General features: G+C 71.3%; 16 protein-coding genes and 3 pseudogenes. 13 read left to right on the top strand and 6 right to left on the bottom strand.

What is annotated here, in order from left to right:
* The first annotated feature begins 1 nt into the window (after position 1).
* The 4 genes and pseudogenes from OC490_RS16815 to OC490_RS16830 form a co-directional block, all read left to right on the top strand.
* On the top strand, positions 2 to 1,345 hold the full coding sequence (locus OC490_RS16815) for a hypothetical protein (RefSeq protein ID WP_262058754.1): 1,344 nt from the start codon (positions 2 to 4) through the stop codon (positions 1,343 to 1,345).
* Positions 1,342 to 2,721, top strand: coding sequence for an acyl-CoA reductase (locus OC490_RS16820; protein WP_262058755.1), 1,380 nt, complete (start codon positions 1,342 to 1,344; stop codon positions 2,719 to 2,721). The genes OC490_RS16815 and OC490_RS16820 overlap by 4 nt, the downstream gene beginning before the upstream one ends.
* Before the next feature lie 565 nt (positions 2,722 to 3,286).
* Positions 3,287 to 3,532: a hypothetical protein gene (locus OC490_RS16825; RefSeq protein WP_262058756.1), complete on the top strand. Its 246-nt coding sequence runs from the start codon at positions 3,287 to 3,289 to the stop codon at positions 3,530 to 3,532.
* A 12-nt stretch (positions 3,533 to 3,544) separates the two neighbouring features.
* Positions 3,545 to 3,730 (top strand): annotated as a pseudogene (locus OC490_RS16830) (IS1380 family transposase); the annotation flags it as partial.
* Between the two features lie 202 nt (positions 3,731 to 3,932).
* Here the strand turns inward: OC490_RS16830 and OC490_RS16835 are convergent.
* From OC490_RS16835 to OC490_RS49345, 3 genes and pseudogenes are all read right to left on the bottom strand, one after another.
* Positions 3,933 to 4,397: an MEKHLA domain-containing protein gene (locus tag OC490_RS16835; protein ID WP_262058757.1), complete on the bottom strand. Its 465-nt coding sequence runs from the start codon at positions 4,395 to 4,397 to the stop codon at positions 3,933 to 3,935.
* 13 nt (positions 4,398 to 4,410) lie between these two features.
* Positions 4,411 to 4,875, bottom strand: a complete 465-nt coding sequence (locus OC490_RS16840; RefSeq protein WP_315986682.1) for a hypothetical protein — start codon at positions 4,873 to 4,875, stop codon at positions 4,411 to 4,413.
* Positions 4,873 to 4,974 (bottom strand): annotated as a pseudogene (locus OC490_RS49345) (hypothetical protein); the annotation flags it as partial. The pseudogene OC490_RS49345 and the gene OC490_RS16840, both read right to left, overlap by 3 nt.
* On the opposite strand from OC490_RS49345, the gene OC490_RS16845 reads away from it, so the two are divergent.
* From OC490_RS16845 to OC490_RS16885, 9 genes and pseudogenes are all read left to right on the top strand, one after another.
* Positions 4,958 to 5,200, top strand: coding sequence for a hypothetical protein (locus OC490_RS16845; RefSeq protein WP_262058758.1), 243 nt, complete (start codon positions 4,958 to 4,960; stop codon positions 5,198 to 5,200). The pseudogene OC490_RS49345 and the gene OC490_RS16845 overlap by 17 nt on opposite strands.
* Positions 5,201 to 5,719: 519 nt before the next feature.
* Complete coding sequence (locus tag OC490_RS16850) at positions 5,720 to 6,793, top strand: RICIN domain-containing protein (protein WP_262058759.1); 1,074 nt, start codon at positions 5,720 to 5,722, stop codon at positions 6,791 to 6,793.
* Between the two features lie 481 nt (positions 6,794 to 7,274).
* Positions 7,275 to 8,756, top strand: coding sequence for a hypothetical protein (locus OC490_RS16855; protein WP_262058760.1), 1,482 nt, complete (start codon positions 7,275 to 7,277; stop codon positions 8,754 to 8,756).
* Positions 8,753 to 9,706 carry a YbhN family protein gene (locus OC490_RS16860; protein WP_262058761.1) on the top strand — a complete coding sequence of 318 codons (954 nt, stop codon included), beginning with the start codon at positions 8,753 to 8,755 and terminating at the stop codon, positions 9,704 to 9,706. The genes OC490_RS16855 and OC490_RS16860 overlap by 4 nt, the downstream gene beginning before the upstream one ends.
* A gap of 73 nt (positions 9,707 to 9,779) precedes the next feature.
* Entirely contained in the window at positions 9,780 to 10,634 is an 855-nt protein-coding gene (prcB, locus tag OC490_RS16865; protein ID WP_262058762.1) for a proteasome subunit beta, read from the top strand.
* Positions 10,635 to 10,667: 33 nt separating this feature from the next.
* Complete coding sequence (locus OC490_RS16870) at positions 10,668 to 10,859, top strand: hypothetical protein (RefSeq protein ID WP_262058997.1); 192 nt, start codon at positions 10,668 to 10,670, stop codon at positions 10,857 to 10,859.
* 222 nt (positions 10,860 to 11,081) lie between these two features.
* Positions 11,082 to 13,388, top strand: a complete 2,307-nt coding sequence (locus OC490_RS16875) for an ATP-binding protein (RefSeq protein ID WP_262058763.1) — start codon at positions 11,082 to 11,084, stop codon at positions 13,386 to 13,388.
* A gap of 26 nt (positions 13,389 to 13,414) precedes the next feature.
* The gene (locus tag OC490_RS16880) at positions 13,415 to 14,425 is read left to right on the top strand and encodes an MEDS domain-containing protein (protein WP_262058764.1); all 1,011 of its coding nucleotides are present in this window, start codon (positions 13,415 to 13,417) and stop codon (positions 14,423 to 14,425) included.
* Positions 14,426 to 14,584: 159 nt separating this feature from the next.
* Positions 14,585 to 14,944, top strand: a pseudogene (locus OC490_RS16885) (ATP-binding protein); the annotation flags it as partial.
* A 152-nt stretch (positions 14,945 to 15,096) separates the two neighbouring features.
* Here the strand turns inward: OC490_RS16885 and OC490_RS16890 are convergent.
* The 3 genes from OC490_RS16890 to OC490_RS16900 form a co-directional block, all read right to left on the bottom strand.
* Complete coding sequence (locus OC490_RS16890; RefSeq protein ID WP_262058765.1) at positions 15,097 to 15,807, bottom strand: phosphatase PAP2 family protein; 711 nt, start codon at positions 15,805 to 15,807, stop codon at positions 15,097 to 15,099.
* Positions 15,804 to 16,409, bottom strand: coding sequence for a phosphatase PAP2 family protein (locus OC490_RS16895; RefSeq protein WP_410098629.1), 606 nt, complete (start codon positions 16,407 to 16,409; stop codon positions 15,804 to 15,806). The genes OC490_RS16890 and OC490_RS16895 overlap by 4 nt, the downstream gene beginning before the upstream one ends.
* Positions 16,406 to 16,877, bottom strand: a 472-nt coding sequence (locus tag OC490_RS16900; RefSeq protein ID WP_262058766.1) for a DedA family protein, incomplete at its 5' end; no start/stop codon positions are given. The genes OC490_RS16895 and OC490_RS16900, both read right to left, overlap by 4 nt.

A 16,877-nucleotide genomic window follows, 5' to 3' on the forward strand; every position in this document is an offset into this window, starting at 1 on the left:
CGTGCCCAGCGCACGTGAGCAGATCCGGGCCCTCGTCCGGTCCGGTGACACATTCGACCAACCCGCCCGGGAACTGCGGGAGTTGCAGCTCGAAGCGGCGCGCGAGGCCTTCGCCGCGCACCGCGAGCGCATCCCGCTGCTGCGCACCCGGGCGGCGGAGAGCGGCGTCCACGGGATCGAGAGCCCCGACGACCTCGTCCCCTTGCTCTTCTCCCACACCAGCTACAAGTCGTACCCCCTCTCCCTCATCACCGGCGGCCGGTGGGACCGGCTCCTGCGCTGGTACACGACGGTGTCGGTGGTCGAGCCGGGCGATGTCGACGTCGAGGGCGTGACCGACATCGACGAATGGACCGACCGCGTGACGGCCGCCGGCCACCGCCCCTACATCACCAGCGGCACCTCGGGAAAGGTCTCCTTCCTCAACTGCGCCGCGAGCGACCTGAGTTTCCTGCACGACATCCTGGAGAACCTCACCTGCTGGCCCGACCCGCTGCCGCCCGCGCAGACCCGCCGCGGCTACCTCCTGGCACCGGCGAGCGGTCCGATGCGCTCCATCGACGGCTACCGCTGGCATGCCGAGGTCTTCGTCCGGCCCGGTGAGACCCGACTGCTGACCGAAGACCCCATGCGGGTCTCGGAGTTGATGAGCAGCGCCCTGCTGCGCCGCCGCATCGGGGAAGGCACCGCGACCCCGCAGGAGATCAGCTCCTTCGAGGCCGCGTCCGGAACCCGCGAACAGGAACTCGGCGCGGCTGTCGCCCAGATCGTCGACGACATCGCCGCACACCGGACCGAGCCGCTGCTGATCGCCGGGATGAACAACCAGCAGTTCACCCTGATCCATGCATTGCGCGCCCAGGGCGTACCCGACGGGAGCCTGCACCCGGACACGCTGGTCCTCAGCGGCGGCGGCAACAAGAACGGGGCCCTGCCCGACGACTACCAACAGCAGTTCGCCGCCTTCTACGACGGCGTACGGCGGGTGCGCAGTTACGGCATGACGGAGCTTCAGGGCTCCTGCCTGGCCTGCGAGTCGGGCAACTACCACGTGCCGCCGTGGGTGATCCCGCTGGTCCTGGACGAGCCGGGCGAGAAGCTGCTGAACACCGAACAGGGCGTGGTGGAGGGCCGGTTCGCCTTCCTGGACGTCTCGCTGGAGGGCCGGTGGGGCGGGTTGATCAGCGGAGACCGGGTCTTCGTCGACTTCTCGCCCTGCGCTTGCGGCCGACCAGGACCGACCGTCCTGCCGGACATCCGCCGCTACGGCGACCTCGGCGGCGAGGACAAGATCACTTGCGCCGCGACACTCGACTCCTATGTGCGGGGGATGATCCACGGATGAGCACCACGACCGACACGGAGGTCGTGCACGTGGTGCGCGGCGAGGTCGACCACGGCTCACCGGTCGCGTACGGCCGCGCCGGTTCCGCCTTCACCGCACCGGCACTCGACCTGGACCGCCTCGTCCGGCCGCGCACCGAACCCGGCCCCGCCTTCCATGTGCCCGTAGCGGAGATCGTCGACTTGCTGGTGGAGACCGGCGAGGCCCTGAAGGCGGACCGCGAGGGCCTGCTCGCCGAGGCCCTCGACCGCATGGTCCGGGTCAGCCCGCTGCCCGCCGAAGTCCTCGAACGCGCCTACGCCGTCCTGTGGCGCAGCTTCCAACGACCGGGCCTGTACGCCCAGATCGACCACGAACTCGGCGGAGCGGACGTGCTCGACGGCTGGCGTGAGGTACGTCTGCCCGACAACCGGACCGCGGCCACCCGCGCGTTCCCGCCGCGCCTGGTGCACATCATCGCCGGCAACGCCCCCGGCGTCGCCGCGATGTCCGTCGTGCGCGGCGCCCTCACCAAGGGCGTCAACCTGCTGAAACTGCCCTCGAACGACCTGTTCACCGCGACCGCGATCCTGCGCACGATGGCGGCGGTGGCTCCCGGCCACCCCGTGGTCCGCTCGTTCTCCGCGGTGTACTGGCGCGGCGGCGACGAGACGGTGGAGAGCGTGCTGTTCCGCCCGCAGTTCTTCGACAAACTGGTCGCCTGGGGCGGCGAGGCCACGATTCGCGGCGCACTGCGGTACGTCGGCCCGGGCTTCGAACTCGTCTCCTTCGACCCCAAGACCTCCATCTCGCTCATCGGCCGCGAGGCCTTCGAGTCCCCCGAGACCCTCGCCCGAGCCGCCGACGCGGGCGCCACCGACGCCACCTTCTTCAACCAACAGGCCTGCGTGGCCAGCCGCTTCCAGTTCGTCGAGGGCTCCTGGGCGGACGCCGACCGCTACGCCGCCCTGCTGTGCGAACGCCTGGGCACAGCAAGGGAGTTCAGCTCCGCCGACGGCCCCCGGGTCACCACGGCACTCCGCGAGGAGATCGACGTCCTGCGCTCCCTGACCCCCGACTACCGGGTGTGGGGCGGCTACGACGGCCGGGGCCTGGTCATCCGCTCGCCCGAACCGGTCGACTTCCACCCCGACGGAAAGATGGTCAACGTCATCCCGGTTGCCGAGCTGTCCGAAACCGTCGCCTACGCGGGGGTCGCCACGCAGACCGTGGGTGTGTACCCCAGTATCCGCAAAGCGGAGTTGCGCGATGCCCTCGCCTGCGCCGGGGTTCAGCGGGTGGTGTCCCTCGGCGGTGCGGGAGGCATGCCGCCAGGCCTCTCCCACGACGGCTTCTACCCGCTCCAGCGGCTCATGCGCTGGGTGAACGACGAGTGAGAGGGCCTTGTCTACTGGTGGTACACGGTGCAGATGGGTACTTGTCGGCGCGAACGCGATCCTGGCAGACGCCTGACAGACCGGTTTCCGGCCTCAAGCGCCCGCAGTTCTTGGGCCCGAGCGACTGTGGAGGGGCGCTCGCCTTGAGGCGTTGGGGGACATCCTGCGTGGGTGACGCGCCGTCATCGACGTACGTGACTGTCGATTTGGCGGGGGTTTGCTGACGCGGCCGATGGCTGCCACCGACCAGGCGTTGAGCCCGCGGGGGAGGGAGATCGCGGCCAGATGCCCAGGCGGCGGGTATGCGCCGGGTTGGCCGCGGCGATATCGGTGGCGCTGATGGCGTGGCGCAAGTCGCGTGCGGCGGACGATCCGGGCGAGGTGTCGCCGCACCGCCGCACCGCCGCACCGCCGGAACGTCACGAAACGTCGCGGGCAGGGCCCGGAAAACGGCTGGTCACGGACATGGTCCGTGCAGGACCCTGGGCGTATGCCTCGTCGTCTCATGTTCGTGCAGTTGAAGTCCGGTTACAGCACTGATCAAGGACCCTCGTGGATCGGGTGGGTGGACTTCTCGAAGACCTGGAGCACTGCGTATTTTCACGGGATGACACTGCGCCGGGCAGGGGGGATGTCCGACGCGAACTTCTACGACGTGCAGACCAACGAGGAGTTCTGGGTCTCCGGACCGAAGCGGGACCGCACCGACACTCGCTATGGCCCCTCCAACGCTGAAATCGAGCCGGACGCCGTCGAGACCTATCACGCCTTCCTGAAGGGCGCGCCCCTGCCGGGCCGGGAAAGCGGCTGACCTGGCGCGGTCGTACTGAAGGGCCGACCGATCGGGATGCGGCTGATCGTCCGCAACGAACGCCTTCACCCCGGTGCTCAGTTGAGGTTCACCGATGCCGACGGGATGCGTTCGGCCTGCTTCGCCAAGCACACCGTGGACGCTGCGATCTCACGTCCGGGACTGCGGCACCGCCAACGGGCCCGTGCCGAGGACAGGTTCGACTTGGCGTCGTCTTCTGCATCGGCGCGGTCAGAGCTGTTCGTTGCCGTGGCGCTGCAGATGGACCGTTCACACATCGACACGGTCCTGGTCGCGGGCAAGCCGGTCAAGCGCGGGCGCGCCGCCGTGAGCGACAGCACCGAACTCATCGCCGAGGCCCGGCGCGCACGTGGAAGCTGCCTTCCTGCTGTGTGGTGATCTAGAGGTCGGACCACGACGGGAAGACTGCGGCCTGTCCATGGCGGGTTCCCTGGGCGTCGATCAGGTCCCACATCGTCACGTCCGTTATCCAGAACCTGCGGCCTGACTTGGCGATGCGGACCCCGCGGTAACCGGCGGCGTAGCCGTCACGCGTGACGGACCGTATGAAGGCGTCCCGGTTCGGCTGGGCGTCGGGTGCCGCGGACAGGCGGGAGGGGAGGCCGACGAACTCGACCCAGGTGTACTCGAAGCATTTCTGGGCGGTCCGGTTGGCGTAGATGAAGGTCGGGTCGTTCGCGGTGTCGTGGGCGAGAAGGCCGAAGGGCGCGTCCTCGTAGAGCCATTCGGCCGCCGTGTCCGCGGAGGCGAGGGGCGGTGGGCCCAACTCTTTTCCCGTCAGGCGGTGGTGGCTGTCGAGGAGGAGGGCGCAGAACTGCCGGCTGAGGGGCTGGGGAGTTGTCACGGCGCTTGATCCGTTACGCGACGAAGATGTCCGCGGAGGGCCGCATCTCGGCGCAGCGCCGGAGCACCTCGTGGATGACGTGGTTCTCGAACGCGTCGAAGGGGGTGGGATCCACGGATTTCGTGTCGTCGTCGATGGCGGGGTAGGCGGTCTGGGCGAGGAGGTAGTCGAAGCGCGGTGCCCACTTGCGGGCGCCGAGGCGGGCGGTGGTGGAGCAGTTGTCGACCATGTACGCCACACCGCGGGCGTGCATATAGGGGTTGAGCGAGTCGACGGCCTCGATGACGGATTCGTTGGCGATCTCGGAGTAGGGGTGGCCGCGTTCGATGAGCGCGTCGACCTGGCCCATCATCACGCCGCTGAAGACGCCGGCGGTGAAGGGGTCGAGCGGGATTCCGTCCTCGTTGTTGTTCTCGTTGCGCGCGGCGCGGACGCGCCGGCCGACCTGCCACATGTCGGCCTGGTCGATCTGGTCCATGGGGAAGCGGTCGAGTCGTTTGACGGCCAGGACCACGCTGCGTATCTCGTTGCCGGAGCTGACCTCGTCGTAGATCTCGTGGGTGATCTCCAGGCCGACGGGGTGCGCGGCGGAGTACGCCTGGGCGAAGACGGTCCGGCTTTCGGTCGATGACGCCGACCTGGTTCACCCCGGCGAAGGCGCGCGGCAGGCGGTCGAACAGATACCGGCCACCCCGGACGATGGCTTCGCGACGCCCGCCGAGGTCCACATACTCCTTGTCGAAGACGTCGGTCTCGAAGGTGAGGGCGGTGGATTCCATACCGGATTCGCTCCTGAAGTGTGAGGTGTACAAGGGGAGTTGGACTGGCCGGCCGACACCGGGTGCGGTCAGGTTAAGTCCGGTGTTGCCGCTGTGACGCACGAGTCGGTGGCCGACTTGGCTTCCTCGTTCTGTCGACGGTCTTCGAGGGCGCCCGATCCGACGGGTTCCGGGCGGGTTCCCGATGGTGCTGCTTGCGGACGCGGTCGCCGGTAACACCAGGCTGCCGGCGACCGCGAAGGGTGCCCGGCCGTGCCGACGCCACTGGGCACCGACGACGTCCCGTCCTCAACGATGGTGCCGAGACGGGTAGTTGGGTGACCGAGTCGTCGGTGTCACCGAGCCGGCGCCGCGTGTCGCCCTTTGCCTAGGTGGTCGTGCGCACGACACAATCGCCCTCGGGTGCGAGGACGGCGATCGCCGGCGCCCACTCAAAGCCGTCGCCGACCACCACAGGCGACCACGGACGACCACGACGTCTTCGACACTTCGACGTCGTACCGGCCGCGCAGGAATCCACCACTCCCGTACCGGAAGGACGACATGACGGCCTCCTCCGAGGATCCGACGGCGGAGGCCGCCACGGCCCGGACCGACCCGACCGACGACACCTCGCTGCCCCTGCCCCGCCGGTCGAGGGGACCCTCGGCGATCGCCGAGGCCGCTGCCGCGCTGGGACCCGCTCCCGGCTCCGGCCCCGAGTCCGTGCCCCCGCCGCCCATGTCCGCCGTGGCGGCCGAGTTCGCGGCATTCACCGAACGCGCGCCGGACACCGGGAGGTTGGGCGCGCGTACCGACGCCCCCGCCGGGGACGGGACCGACCGCCGCGTCGACACCACGGCCACTCCGAGCCGGTCCGTACCCCGACCTGTACGGCGCCGCAAGATGCTGCTCGCCGCCGCCGCTACCGGCGTCGTCCTGCTGACCGGCTCCCTGCTCCTCATGGACGGCGACGACGGCAAGGGACGTTCGGCGGCCGGTACCGGATCGGACACCGTCCGGGGCGGCGGACAGAACGAGGACGTGACCGGCTCGTCCGACTCCGCCTCGCCGTCGGGTGAATCCTCCGCACTCGAAGCCGATTCCACCCGGCAGCCGACCCCGAAGGCCGGTTCACCGGCATCCGGCAAGAACACCGGTGATGCCACGGCCACGACGAAGGCCGGTACCAAGAACGGCGGGGCGACGTCCGGGAGTTCCGCGCCGGCCGCCGATTCCACCGCCGCCGCTGCCACGGGCGTACTGATCCGGGGGCACGGCTCCGGCCGCTGTATCGACGTGACCGGAGGCAACCCGGCGGACCACACCCGCCTGCAGATCTGGGACTGCTCGGGCGCCGCCCGGCAGAAGTGGCGGTTCGTGTCGGACGGAACGGTCCGCGCCCTGGGCAAGTGCATGGACGTCGACGGCGGTTCGCGGACGGACGGTGCGTGGATCAAGCTTGTCACCTGCAACGGCACCGGAGCCCAGCGGTTCCGGCTCAACGCCGCGCACGATCTGGTCAACCTCCAGGCCGACAAATGCGTCGACGTCACCGACGCGGGGACCGGCAACGGCGCGGAACTGCAACTGTGGAGCTGTACCGGCGGGGACAACCAGAAATGGAGCACCGGCTGACGGCACGCCCCTTAGGCGCTTGGCCCGGCCGAAGGGCGTGCGTCCCTGGCTGATCCGGCGGCCGTCGCCCGGCGGGGCGAGTTCCACTGGACCGGGAGCGGGGCGTCGGCTGCATGGCATGCGCCGCTCGTACCGTGCCCGGGCGGGCGTTATGCCGCAGCACGGCCCGTACGAAGACCTCGGCGTAGCGCGCCTCCGAGAGCGTGCCGCCGGATGAGGCGTGCCTGGTTCGCCCGTTCGGGCCTGCCCTGCTGCCCGGACCCGAGCCTCCGTTCGGCGCCGAAGTGGCCGACCGCACACGGCCGAAACGCCCCCGCGTCCACCTGGGCCGCCCGCGATCGTGGCATGAAGGAGGTGAAGTACAGACCCCGACCACACCTGCGGCGGGATAGTTTGTCCATGTTTTCCCTGGCCCCCGTCTCCAGTCCTACAGGCTGTAGGGTGCCAGTAACCCTACAAACTGTAGGGGGGAGGGTGGGCCATGTCCGGCAGCAGGTACGCCACACTCGCCGGGATCCGACGGCTCGGAGCGCCGGCCGCGCCCGGCCGCTCGGAGTACCCCCTCGCGCTGGTGGCCGTCGCCTTCACCCTGGCCCAACTGGTGCTCGTACGCCCCGGATTGGGCCTCGGCTGGGACGAGACCGTGTACGTCAGCCAGATCAGCGCGCACGCCCCCGCCACCTTCTTCAGCGCACCCCGGGCCCGTGGCATCTCCCTCCTGGTCGCACCCGTCACCTCATGGTCCTCGTCCACCACCCTGCTGCGCGTCTACCTCGCCGCCCTCTCCGGCCTCGCCCTCTTCCTCGCACTCCGCACCTGGCGCACCCTGTTCCCCGTCCGCGTCCTGACCCTGGCGGGCACCCTCTTCGCCTCCCTCTGGGTGACGCTCTTCTACGGTCCGCAGGCCATGCCCAACTACTGGGTCGCCGTGGCCGCCCTGGCCGCGGCGGGCTGCTTCCTGCGGGCCCACGCCGACCATGCCGGCCGTTCGCTCCTGTGGGGTTTGGCGGCGAGCGCATCCCTCATGGCGTGGATGCGGCCGACCGACGCCGTCTGGGTGACCCTGCCCCTCCTCGCGCTCGGCCTCTTCGCCCGCCACTGGCGGCTGCTCGCCGTCCTCCTCGCCGGGCTCGCGTCCGGCGCCGTGGAATGGGTGATCGAGGCATACGTCAGCTACGGCGGCCTGACGCAGCGACTGCACGACGCCTCGGCGATCGAGGGTGGACTCGGCTGGCACCTCGCGATCACCGACCAGCTGCGCAGCCTGGGCGGGCGCGCCCTGTGCCGCCCCTGCACGAGTGCCATGCCCAACCCGGCGGTCGACGTCTGGTGGCTCGTACTGCCCGTGCTCGCCGTCGTCGGGCTGGTCGTCGCGGTCCGAGCCCGGCGCACCGCGCCCACCCTCGTGCCGCTCGCCTGCGCCGCGACGGCCGCCTTCCCGTACCTCTTCATGATCGGCTACGCGGCCCCGCGCTTCCTGCTGCCCGCCTACGCACTGGTGGCGATCCCCGTCGCCGACGCGCTGATCCACCTGGTCACCGGTCCGACCGGAGCATGGCGGCGGGTCGCGGTGACCCTGCTCGCGGTGGGACTCGCCGGGCATCTGGCGATACAACTCGCCGTCCTGGAACGCACGGTGAGCCGTGCGAACGCCCAACACCGCGACTGGTCCCGCACCGCCGCCGAACTCCACCGCCTCGGTGTGCGCACACCCTGCCTGCTCACCGGGCAGGACGCCATCCCGGTCGCCTTCTACACGGGCTGCGCCTCCGGCGCGACCGGGGGCCACAACGCCGACACCAGCCGGGCCGCCATCGACCGCACCGCCCACCGTATGCCCGTCGCCGACATCACACCGGCCGGCAGCCGCCCACCCGCCTACGCCCACGACTGGCCCGTCCACCGTTACGGCACACTGGAACTGCGCGTGGCCCCGACCACCGAGAGGGACGGAGGCGCATGACGGCACCTCCCGATCTCACCGCGACGACCGGCACCCGTCGCCGACGTGCCTACTGGCAGGCCGCGTTGACGCTCTGCGTGCTCGTGGCCGTGGTCTGTCTCCTCCGCCGGCACTGGCCCGTGCTCGCGAACGGGGCCGGGCGGCTCGCCGTCGCCGATCAGGGGTGGCTGCTGGTGGCCGGGACGGCTGCGCTCGGGACCTGGGTCTCCTCGGCGCTCGCCCAGCAGGGCGCGGTGCCCCAACGGCTGCCCGGCGGACGGCTGGTGGCCGCGCAGCTCGCCGCGTCGGCCGCCAACCACGTGCTGCCCGCCGGGCTCGGCGCCGGTGCCGTCAACCTGCGTTTCCTGATGCGCTGCGGCCTGCCGGTCGGCCGCTCGGCCAGTGCCCTCGCCGTGAAGGCGACCGCCGGTGTGGCCGTCCGGATCGTGCTGATCGGCGTCCTCGCCGCGGTCTGTCCGGGAGTGCTGAGTGTCCCGCACATCTCCGTGGGTGTGGTGGGTGCCGTACTCGGAGTCCTCGTGCTCGTGACCGTACTGCTCAACTGCCCACTGTGGCCCCGGTGTCGGCGTGCCCTCGCGGCGGTGCTGGCCGACATCCGGGCCGTGCACGCCAGGCCGCAGCGGGCGGTGGCCCTGTGGGGCGGTTCGCTGGCCTTCGCCGCGCTGCACTCGCTGGTGCTGATCTGCGTCACACAGGCCGTCGAACTGCCGCTGTCCCCGGCCCGGGTGGCGCTGCTGTACCTCGCCGCGAGCAGCGCCGCCGCCCTGCTGCCCACGCCGGGCGGTATCGGCTCCCTCGACGCCGCGCTGGTCTTCGCCCTCACCGCCTCGGGAACCACGGCGTCGGCCGCCGCGTCCGTCGTCCTCGGCTACCGCCTGCTCACCGTGTGGCTGCCGCTGATTCCCGGCCTGTTGGTGCTAGGGGTACTGGTCCGCCGCAAGGACCTCTGACGCCGACCGGCGTTTCCCGTCCAGCCGGTTCAGGTAGGAGACCGTTGTTGACCCGCGGTCGAGAGGGAGTGGCATGGCAGGGAACGAGAACGACGGCCGGCCGGCGGAGGAGTTCTTCACTCCCGGAACCTCGTCCTTCACCGAGTTCCTGGCCGCGCACCGGCCCGCGCTGCTGCCCACCCGCCGCCCCTTCCCGGACGGTGTCCGCGTGGCCGAGGGTCAATTCCCGCACGGCACCACGGTGTTGGCGCTCACCTACCGCGACGGCGTACTGATAGCCGGGGACCGCAGGGCCACCATGGGCAACGTCATCGCGCAACGCGACCTGGAGAAGGTGCACCCCGCGGACGACTACACGGCGGTCGCGTTCGCCGGCACGGTCGGTCTCGCCGTCGACATGGTGAAGCTGTACCAGGTCGAGCTGACGCACTTCGAGAAGATCGAGGGCATCCCGATGACCCTCAACGCCAAGGCCACCCGCCTCGCCGGCCTGATCCGGCAGAACCTCGGCCAGGCCATGCAGGGCCTCGCCGTCGTACCGCTCCTCGTCGGCTACGACCCCGCCGCCCCCGAGGGCGCCAAGGGCCGCATCTTCACCTTCGACGTCGTCGGCGGCACCTACGAGAAACCGGACTTCCACGCCGAGGGCTCCGGCTCCCCGTACGCCAGGGGCGCCCTGAAGAAGCTGTTCCACCAGGGCATGTCCCGGCGCGACGCGGCCCTGACGGCGCTGCAGGCCCTGTACGACGCGGCCGACGACGACTCGGCCACCGGCGGCCCCGACATCAACCGCCGTATCTTCCCCATCGTGTCGGTCATCACCGAGGACGGCTTCGAGCGGCTGCCGGAGCCGGAGACCGAGGCGCTGACCCGCGAGATGGTCGCACAGCGCCGGAGCCACCCGGACGGGCCGACTGCCGCGCCCTGAGCATCCGGCGCCCGGGCTGCACGCCGTCGTCGATTGCCGCTCGTCGAGGTCACCGCGACCGGGTACGGGCGCCCGTGGTCGGGGGAGCACTTCATCGAGACGGCCATCGGCGAACGCCTCGCCCACCGCGACCACGAGACCGTACGGGACGGAAGTTCGGAGCGTACGACGATCCGGCCGGCGGACCCCGAGACGCCCTGTTCGGTTCCGACGACGCCCAGTTGACCCGACGATCCGACGTGGCACGGATGATCCATTGGTGATCGTCGGGGAACAGACTCCGTGCGTATTCCATCGGAAAGGTGCCTTCAACCGGCAATGCCGGGCTGTGGGCGCTTCGTCCGCTTCTCGCCCCTAGAGTTTCCTGAAGCCCATGCGCGACGAGGCCATGGCGGGCGGGCACCGGGCGTACCACTTTCGGAGGCGGGACCGTATGCGCAGGTATCCGTGACAGGGGAGTACACCGGACAGCCCGTCAGGACGTCGAGCTTCGTCGGCAGGCGCCAGGAGACCGCCGAGGTCAGACGCCTGGTGGCCGCCCATCGGCTGGTGACTCTGACCGGTACGGCCGGCGTCGGCAAGACCCGGCTGGTGCTGCACGCGGTGCCCCGGCTGGCGCGGGCGTTCGCCGACGGGGTGCACCTCGTCCACCTGGCCGGTGTGCGGGACGCCTCGCTGGTGCCGCTCGCGCTGATCGAGGCGCTCAACATCCGTGACGTGTCCGGCCGTTCGCCCGTGCGCGTCCTCGTCGACCACCTCCAGGACCGGGATTCGCTGCTCGTCCTCGACAACTGCGAACACCTCGCGGACGCGTGCGCCCGGCTCGTCGGGACGCTGCTCGCCGAGACGAAGGGGGTGCGCGTGCTGGCCACCAGCAGACATCCGCTGGACGTCCGCGCCCAACACGTCCTGGAAGTACAGCCGTTGCCTACTCCCTCGGCGGACGAGCCGCTGCCGCCGAAAGCCGCGCTGGAGTACCCGTCGCTGGCCCTGTTCGCCGACCGTGCCGCCGCCGTACTGCCCGGGTTCTCGCTCACGGCGGCCAACCAGGACGCGGTGGCCGCTCTGTGCCGCCGCCTGGACGGGCTGCCGCTCGCGATCGAACTGGCCGCCGTACGGATGCGCGTCCTGGGTGTACAGCAGTTGCTCGAACGCCTCGACCGCCGCCACCGGCTGCTCGCCGCAGGCGAGGACGCCCTGCCCCGGCACCGCACCCTGCGCGCGGCCGTCGACTGGAGCCACGACCTGTGCACCCCCGACGAACGGGTGGTGTGGGCGCGCGCATCGGCCTTCCCCGGGAGCTTCGACCTGGGCGCCGCGGAGGAGGTCTGCGCCGGACCCGGCCTGGACCGCGACGAGTTGGTGGACGCCGTGGCCGGTCTGGTCGACAAGTCGCTTTTGGTCCGCGACGGCGACGTTGTCCACGCCCGGTACCGGATGCTGGAGTCGATCCGGCAGTACGGCCTCGACCGGCTCCGCGAGCACGGCGCCGACGCGGAGGAGACGGCCCGGCGCCGGGTCCGGGACTGGTGCCTGGACTTCGTCGAGGACTGCGAGCGCCGCTGGTTCGGGCCCGAACAGCCGGAGCTGGTACGGCGGTTGCACGCGGAGTCGGACACCGTCCGGTCGGCGCTGGAGTACTGCCTCACCACACCGGGCGAGGTGCAGGCGGGGCTGAAGCTGGCCGGACATCTGTGGTTCTTCTGGTTCGCGACCGGCGCCCTGATGGAGGGCAGGTTCTGGCTGGAACGGCTGCTCGCCACCGCCCCCGAGCCGACCGTCGCCCGCGCTCGGGCGCTGTGGTCGCTGGCCCTGATGCTGCTCAGCCAGGGTGACGCCGTCCGGGCCGCGCCCCTCGCCGAGGAGTCCCGCGCACTGGCCCTGCGGCTCGGCGCCGAGGCCGAGGTGGCCCACACCTTCTTCGGCCGGGGCGGCGCCCTCCTGATCAGCGGCGACTACGACCGGGCCCGGGCCGTCTACGAGGAGGCGCTGTCCCGGCCACCGTACGAGGGCGAGTCGATGAGCCTGGTCGGCTTCAAGTACGTCGAACTGGCCCATGTCCTCGCCATCCAGGGCGAGTTCGACCAGTCCATGGCTCTGTGCGAGGAGTTCCGGCAGATCTGCCTGAGCCACGGCGAACAGTGGATCCACTCCTACCTGCTGCGCATCCTCGCCTTCGGCGAGTGGGCCAAGGGGGACCAGACGTCGGCCGGGGCCCACGCCCGGGAGTGCCTGTGGCTCAAGCGAGTGGTCGGTGACGTGTTCGGCATCGGCATGACGCTGGAACTGCTCGCCGCAGTGCACGCGCGCGACGGGGACGGCCGGTCGGCCGCGGTGCTGCTGGGCGCGGCCAAGCGGATCTGGCGGGACGCCCATGTCGCCCTCGACCGCACCCCGTCCCACGGCCCGGTGCGCACCGAGGCCGAGGAAGCCGCCCGCGCGCTGCTGGGCGCCGACTTCGACCACGCCTACCGCGAGGGCCTCGCACTCACCCCGGACGACGCGGTGCGCCACGCGCTGGGCGAACGGGATTCACCCGCCCGGCAGTCGGCCGACAGCCCGCTCACCCGCCGTGAGAACGAGGTCGCCGAACTGGTCGCGGAAGGACTGACCAACCAGCAGATCGCCGACCGGCTGGTGGTCGCACTGCGGACGGCGGAGGGCCATGTGGAGCGCATCCTCAGCAAGTTGGGCTTCACCTCCCGCAGCCAGGTCGCCGTCTGGGCCGACGCACGCAGGGCCGTACGGCCGTGACGTGAGCGAAGAAGGAAGGCAGCCCGATGGAACACGGAGAATCCACGACAACCACCGCACCCACCCCACCCGTTCCGCCCGTCAAGCATCACGCCGGAATCCACTCCTGCGACGAGGAGTTCCTCGCGGTGGTGGTGCCGTTCCTCAGGGAGGGCATCGGCGCCGAGGACGAACCGGACCCGGTGGCCATCACCACCTCACGCAAACTGGACCTGCTGCGGAACGCGCTCGGCCCCGACGCCCGCCACGTCGACTTCCGCGACTCCGCACACTGGTACCGGGGAAGTCCCGCGAACAGCATGGCCACCGCCCTCGACTACTACGTCACCCACGCGAGCCCCGAAGGCCGCCTCCACATGACGGGCGAGCCGGTCTGGGAAGGCCGTTCGCCACGCCAGATCCCCGAGTGGAAGCGGTACGAGGCCCTGGCCACCGAACTGTTCACCGGCGCACCGCCCGACCTGATGTGCCTCTACGACACCCGGACGGCACCGCCCGACGTCGTCGATGCCGCCCGGCACACCCATCCGACGGAACTGGACCGGCACGGCGTCCGCCCCAGCCCGCTGTTCATGGAGCCCGCCGTCTACGCGACCCTCGGCCTCGGCCCGTTGCCCGCGCCGCCCGGTGACGCGGTCGGGGTCGGCCTCGACGGGGACCTGACCGCCGGTCACCGGTTCGCGGCGGACCAGGCGCGGGCCCGTGGCATGGCGCCCGACGCGGCGGCCCGCCTCGCGCGGGCCGTGTCCGGCGCCACCGGGTACGCGGCGGCGCAGGGCTGCGACCGCGCGGAGTTGCGATTGTGGTCGACCCCTCGGCGGATCGTCTGCGAGCTGCGCACCTCGCGCGGCCGGATCACCGATCCGTTCCTCGGCTTCAGGCCGCCGGGCCCCGGGACACGGCCCGAGGACGGGCTCTGGGAGACCCGCCAGGTCTGCGAGTTCGTGGACATGAGGTCCGATGACGGGGCGACGGGCGGCTGGACGATCCGGATGGAGACGGACCTCGTGGTGACGGAGCTTGTGGCGTCGGGTTGACGAACCGCCGCGCGGATTCGGGTAGTTCCCCCCGAGACCCGACGGGCACGGCGGACGCATGGTGGACACGGGGCCGGGCCCGGTGTCGGACCCCGCCCCGCACCGCACGCGCCGAACGCCCCCGGGGCCGAACGCCCTCGGGGCCGAAGGGAAACGACCATGCCGAACGACCGTCCGCGCGGCCTGCCGACCGTGGGCGAGGGCCGCACCACGATCCTCGGCCCGGGAAGATCCTCGGTCCGCCAGGCCCGGGAAGCCGTCCGGAAATGGCTGGTCGAGTACGGTCTCCCGGACCTGACGGACATCACGGAACTGCTGGTCAGCGAACTCGCCACCAACGCAGTCGTGCACGCCGGCGGCCGATACCGGCTCACCCTCTCCCTGGGCGTCGGCACCCTGCGCTGTGAGGTCGCGGACGAGCGCCGGTACCTTCCCCGGCCATCGCACCGGCAGCCGGAGAGCGCCATGCTCCTGGAAGCCGACGCCGACAGCGAGAACGGCCGAGGTCTCTTCCTCGTCGACGCACTCGCCGACCGCTGGGGCAGCCGTCTCGTAGAGGAGGGCAAGGAGGTCTGGTTCGAACTCGAACTCGACCCACCGGACGACCTGGAGGACACCAACAAATCGAGCGCCCACCACCCGACCCCGCCCCGCCCCGAGACGTCGACCGGCTACGACACCGGACCCTGGGACGCGGGCTCCTCCCGTGGTGGTACGGCACCGTCCGGCGCGTCCGCGAGCCACCGTGACGGCAGCCACCAGGCCGCCGCGCACAGGCACACACCGAGCCAGCCGACGGCGAACAGCCAGCCGCCGACCACATCGGTGAACCAGTGCACGCCCAGATACACGCGGGTCACTCCGACCAGCGCGCCCCAGCAGCCGACGGCCAGACAGAGCGCGGTCCGTCCGTGCGGGGCGCGTACACCTATCGCGAGGATCACCAGCCCGGCGGTGACGGCCGCGGTGGTGGTGTGGCCCGAGGGGAACGACCAGCCCGAGGCGTGTCCGGCCCAGTCCGCGCGCACCGGGCGGGGCCGCGCGATCAGTGTCATCACGCCGTAGCGCAGTCCCTGACCGGCGGCGAGGCAGGCCGTGGCCAGGATCACGGCGAGCACACGGCGGCGCACGGTGCGGCCGGTGAGGAGTCCGGCGAGGGCGAGGAGGGCGTACGGGACGACGCCCGTGCCGGTCGCGGTCACACCGCGTGCCACCGCCACCGCCATGTCCGGGCGGTGGGCGACGGACCACGACAGCAGGTCCTCGTCCGTGAACAACGGAACGCCCTCGCGCCCGATCACGACCATGCTGAGCACACCGAACGCGGTCCAGGCACCCACACCCACGCTGCCCGCCAGTTCGGCGATGTCCTTGCGGTTCATGACACCACCAGCGGTCGCAGCCGCCCGGCCGTGATCCGTCGTACCAGGGCCTTCGGCCGTCGCCGTACCAGGACCATCGCGCCGAACGCGAGGAGCGTGCCGACCAGGACGCCCGCCACGACGTCGTGCGGATAGTGCACCCCGACCCACACCCGGGACACCGCCATCGCGAGGGCGGCCACGGCCGCGAGCGCGCCGAGCCGGCGGGAGACGAAGAACAGGGCGACCGCCGCAGCCGCCGCGATCGTCGCGTGATTGCTGGGGAAGGACCAGTCGCCCCGCGCCGGACACGCCTCCAGTGTGACCACCCGCAGGCTCTGGCAGGGCCGGTTCTCCCGCACCAGTGACTTCAGCAGGGTGTCGATCCCGTACACGGCCACCACGACCAGCGGCACGGCCAGCGCCGTCAGCGCCGCCTCGGCACCCACCCGGCGCGCCCGCCACCAGCCCACGAGCATCAGCAGGGCGAACACCGCGAGCCCGTACGTCGACCAGGCCGAGACCGCGTCGTCCAGCCAACCGGGCGCCTGCTGCGCCGAGTTCACCACGTCCTCGTAGGCCGAGCCGTCGATCGAGGATCCCTGGAAGGCGACGAAGATCATCCGTGCGCCTCCCCGGCCTTCGTCGCCCGGGCCGCCCTGCGGGAGCGGCGCACCTCGGCGGCGAGGGGGAGCAGCGACACGAGCACGATCAGGGCGACCATGGGCAGCAGGTACTTGTCGACGTTCGGGACCGAGGAACCCAGCGCGTAACCGGCGAGCGTCAGCCCCAGGCTCCACACCAGACCGCCGACCACCTGCCACACGGTGAACGTCCGGACGGGCACCCCGAGCGCGCCCGCCACCGGGTTCAGCACCGTCCGCACCACGGGCACGAAGCGGGCCAGCACGACCGCCTTCGCGTGCCCGTACCGGTCGAGCAACTCCTCGGCCCGCCGGGCGCCTTCGTGCAGGCGCGTCGAGCGGCTGCGGGTGAGCAGCGCGCCGCCCGCCTTCCGGCCGAGCAGATAGCCGCACTGCGCACCGGCGAGCGCGCCCACCGCCGCCGCGACCAGGAGAGGCGGGAGCGAC

The organism is Streptomyces sp. STR69 (assembly GCF_024519455.1).
Lineage (GTDB): Bacteria > Actinomycetota > Actinomycetes > Streptomycetales > Streptomycetaceae > Streptomyces.

Bases quoted from the DNA above. Each gene is read 5' to 3' on its own strand.
- OC490_RS16820 (WP_262058755.1), top strand. From the start codon at position 1,342: ATGAGCACCACGACCGACACGGAGGTCGTGCACGTGGTGCGCGGCGAG.
- OC490_RS16840 (WP_315986682.1), bottom strand. From the start codon at position 4,875: ATGGACCAGATCGACCAGGCCGACATGTGGCAGGTCGGCCGGCGCGTC.
- OC490_RS16850 (WP_262058759.1), top strand. From the start codon at position 5,720: ATGACGGCCTCCTCCGAGGATCCGACGGCGGAGGCCGCCACGGCCCGG.
- OC490_RS16855 (WP_262058760.1), top strand. From the start codon at position 7,275: ATGTCCGGCAGCAGGTACGCCACACTCGCCGGGATCCGACGGCTCGGA.
- OC490_RS16860 (WP_262058761.1), top strand. From the start codon at position 8,753: ATGACGGCACCTCCCGATCTCACCGCGACGACCGGCACCCGTCGCCGA.
- prcB (WP_262058762.1), top strand. From the start codon at position 9,780: ATGGCAGGGAACGAGAACGACGGCCGGCCGGCGGAGGAGTTCTTCACT.
- OC490_RS16880 (WP_262058764.1), top strand. From the start codon at position 13,415: ATGGAACACGGAGAATCCACGACAACCACCGCACCCACCCCACCCGTT.
- OC490_RS16890 (WP_262058765.1), bottom strand. From the start codon at position 15,807: ATGAACCGCAAGGACATCGCCGAACTGGCGGGCAGCGTGGGTGTGGGT.
- OC490_RS16895 (WP_410098629.1), bottom strand. From the start codon at position 16,409: ATGATCTTCGTCGCCTTCCAGGGATCCTCGATCGACGGCTCGGCCTAC.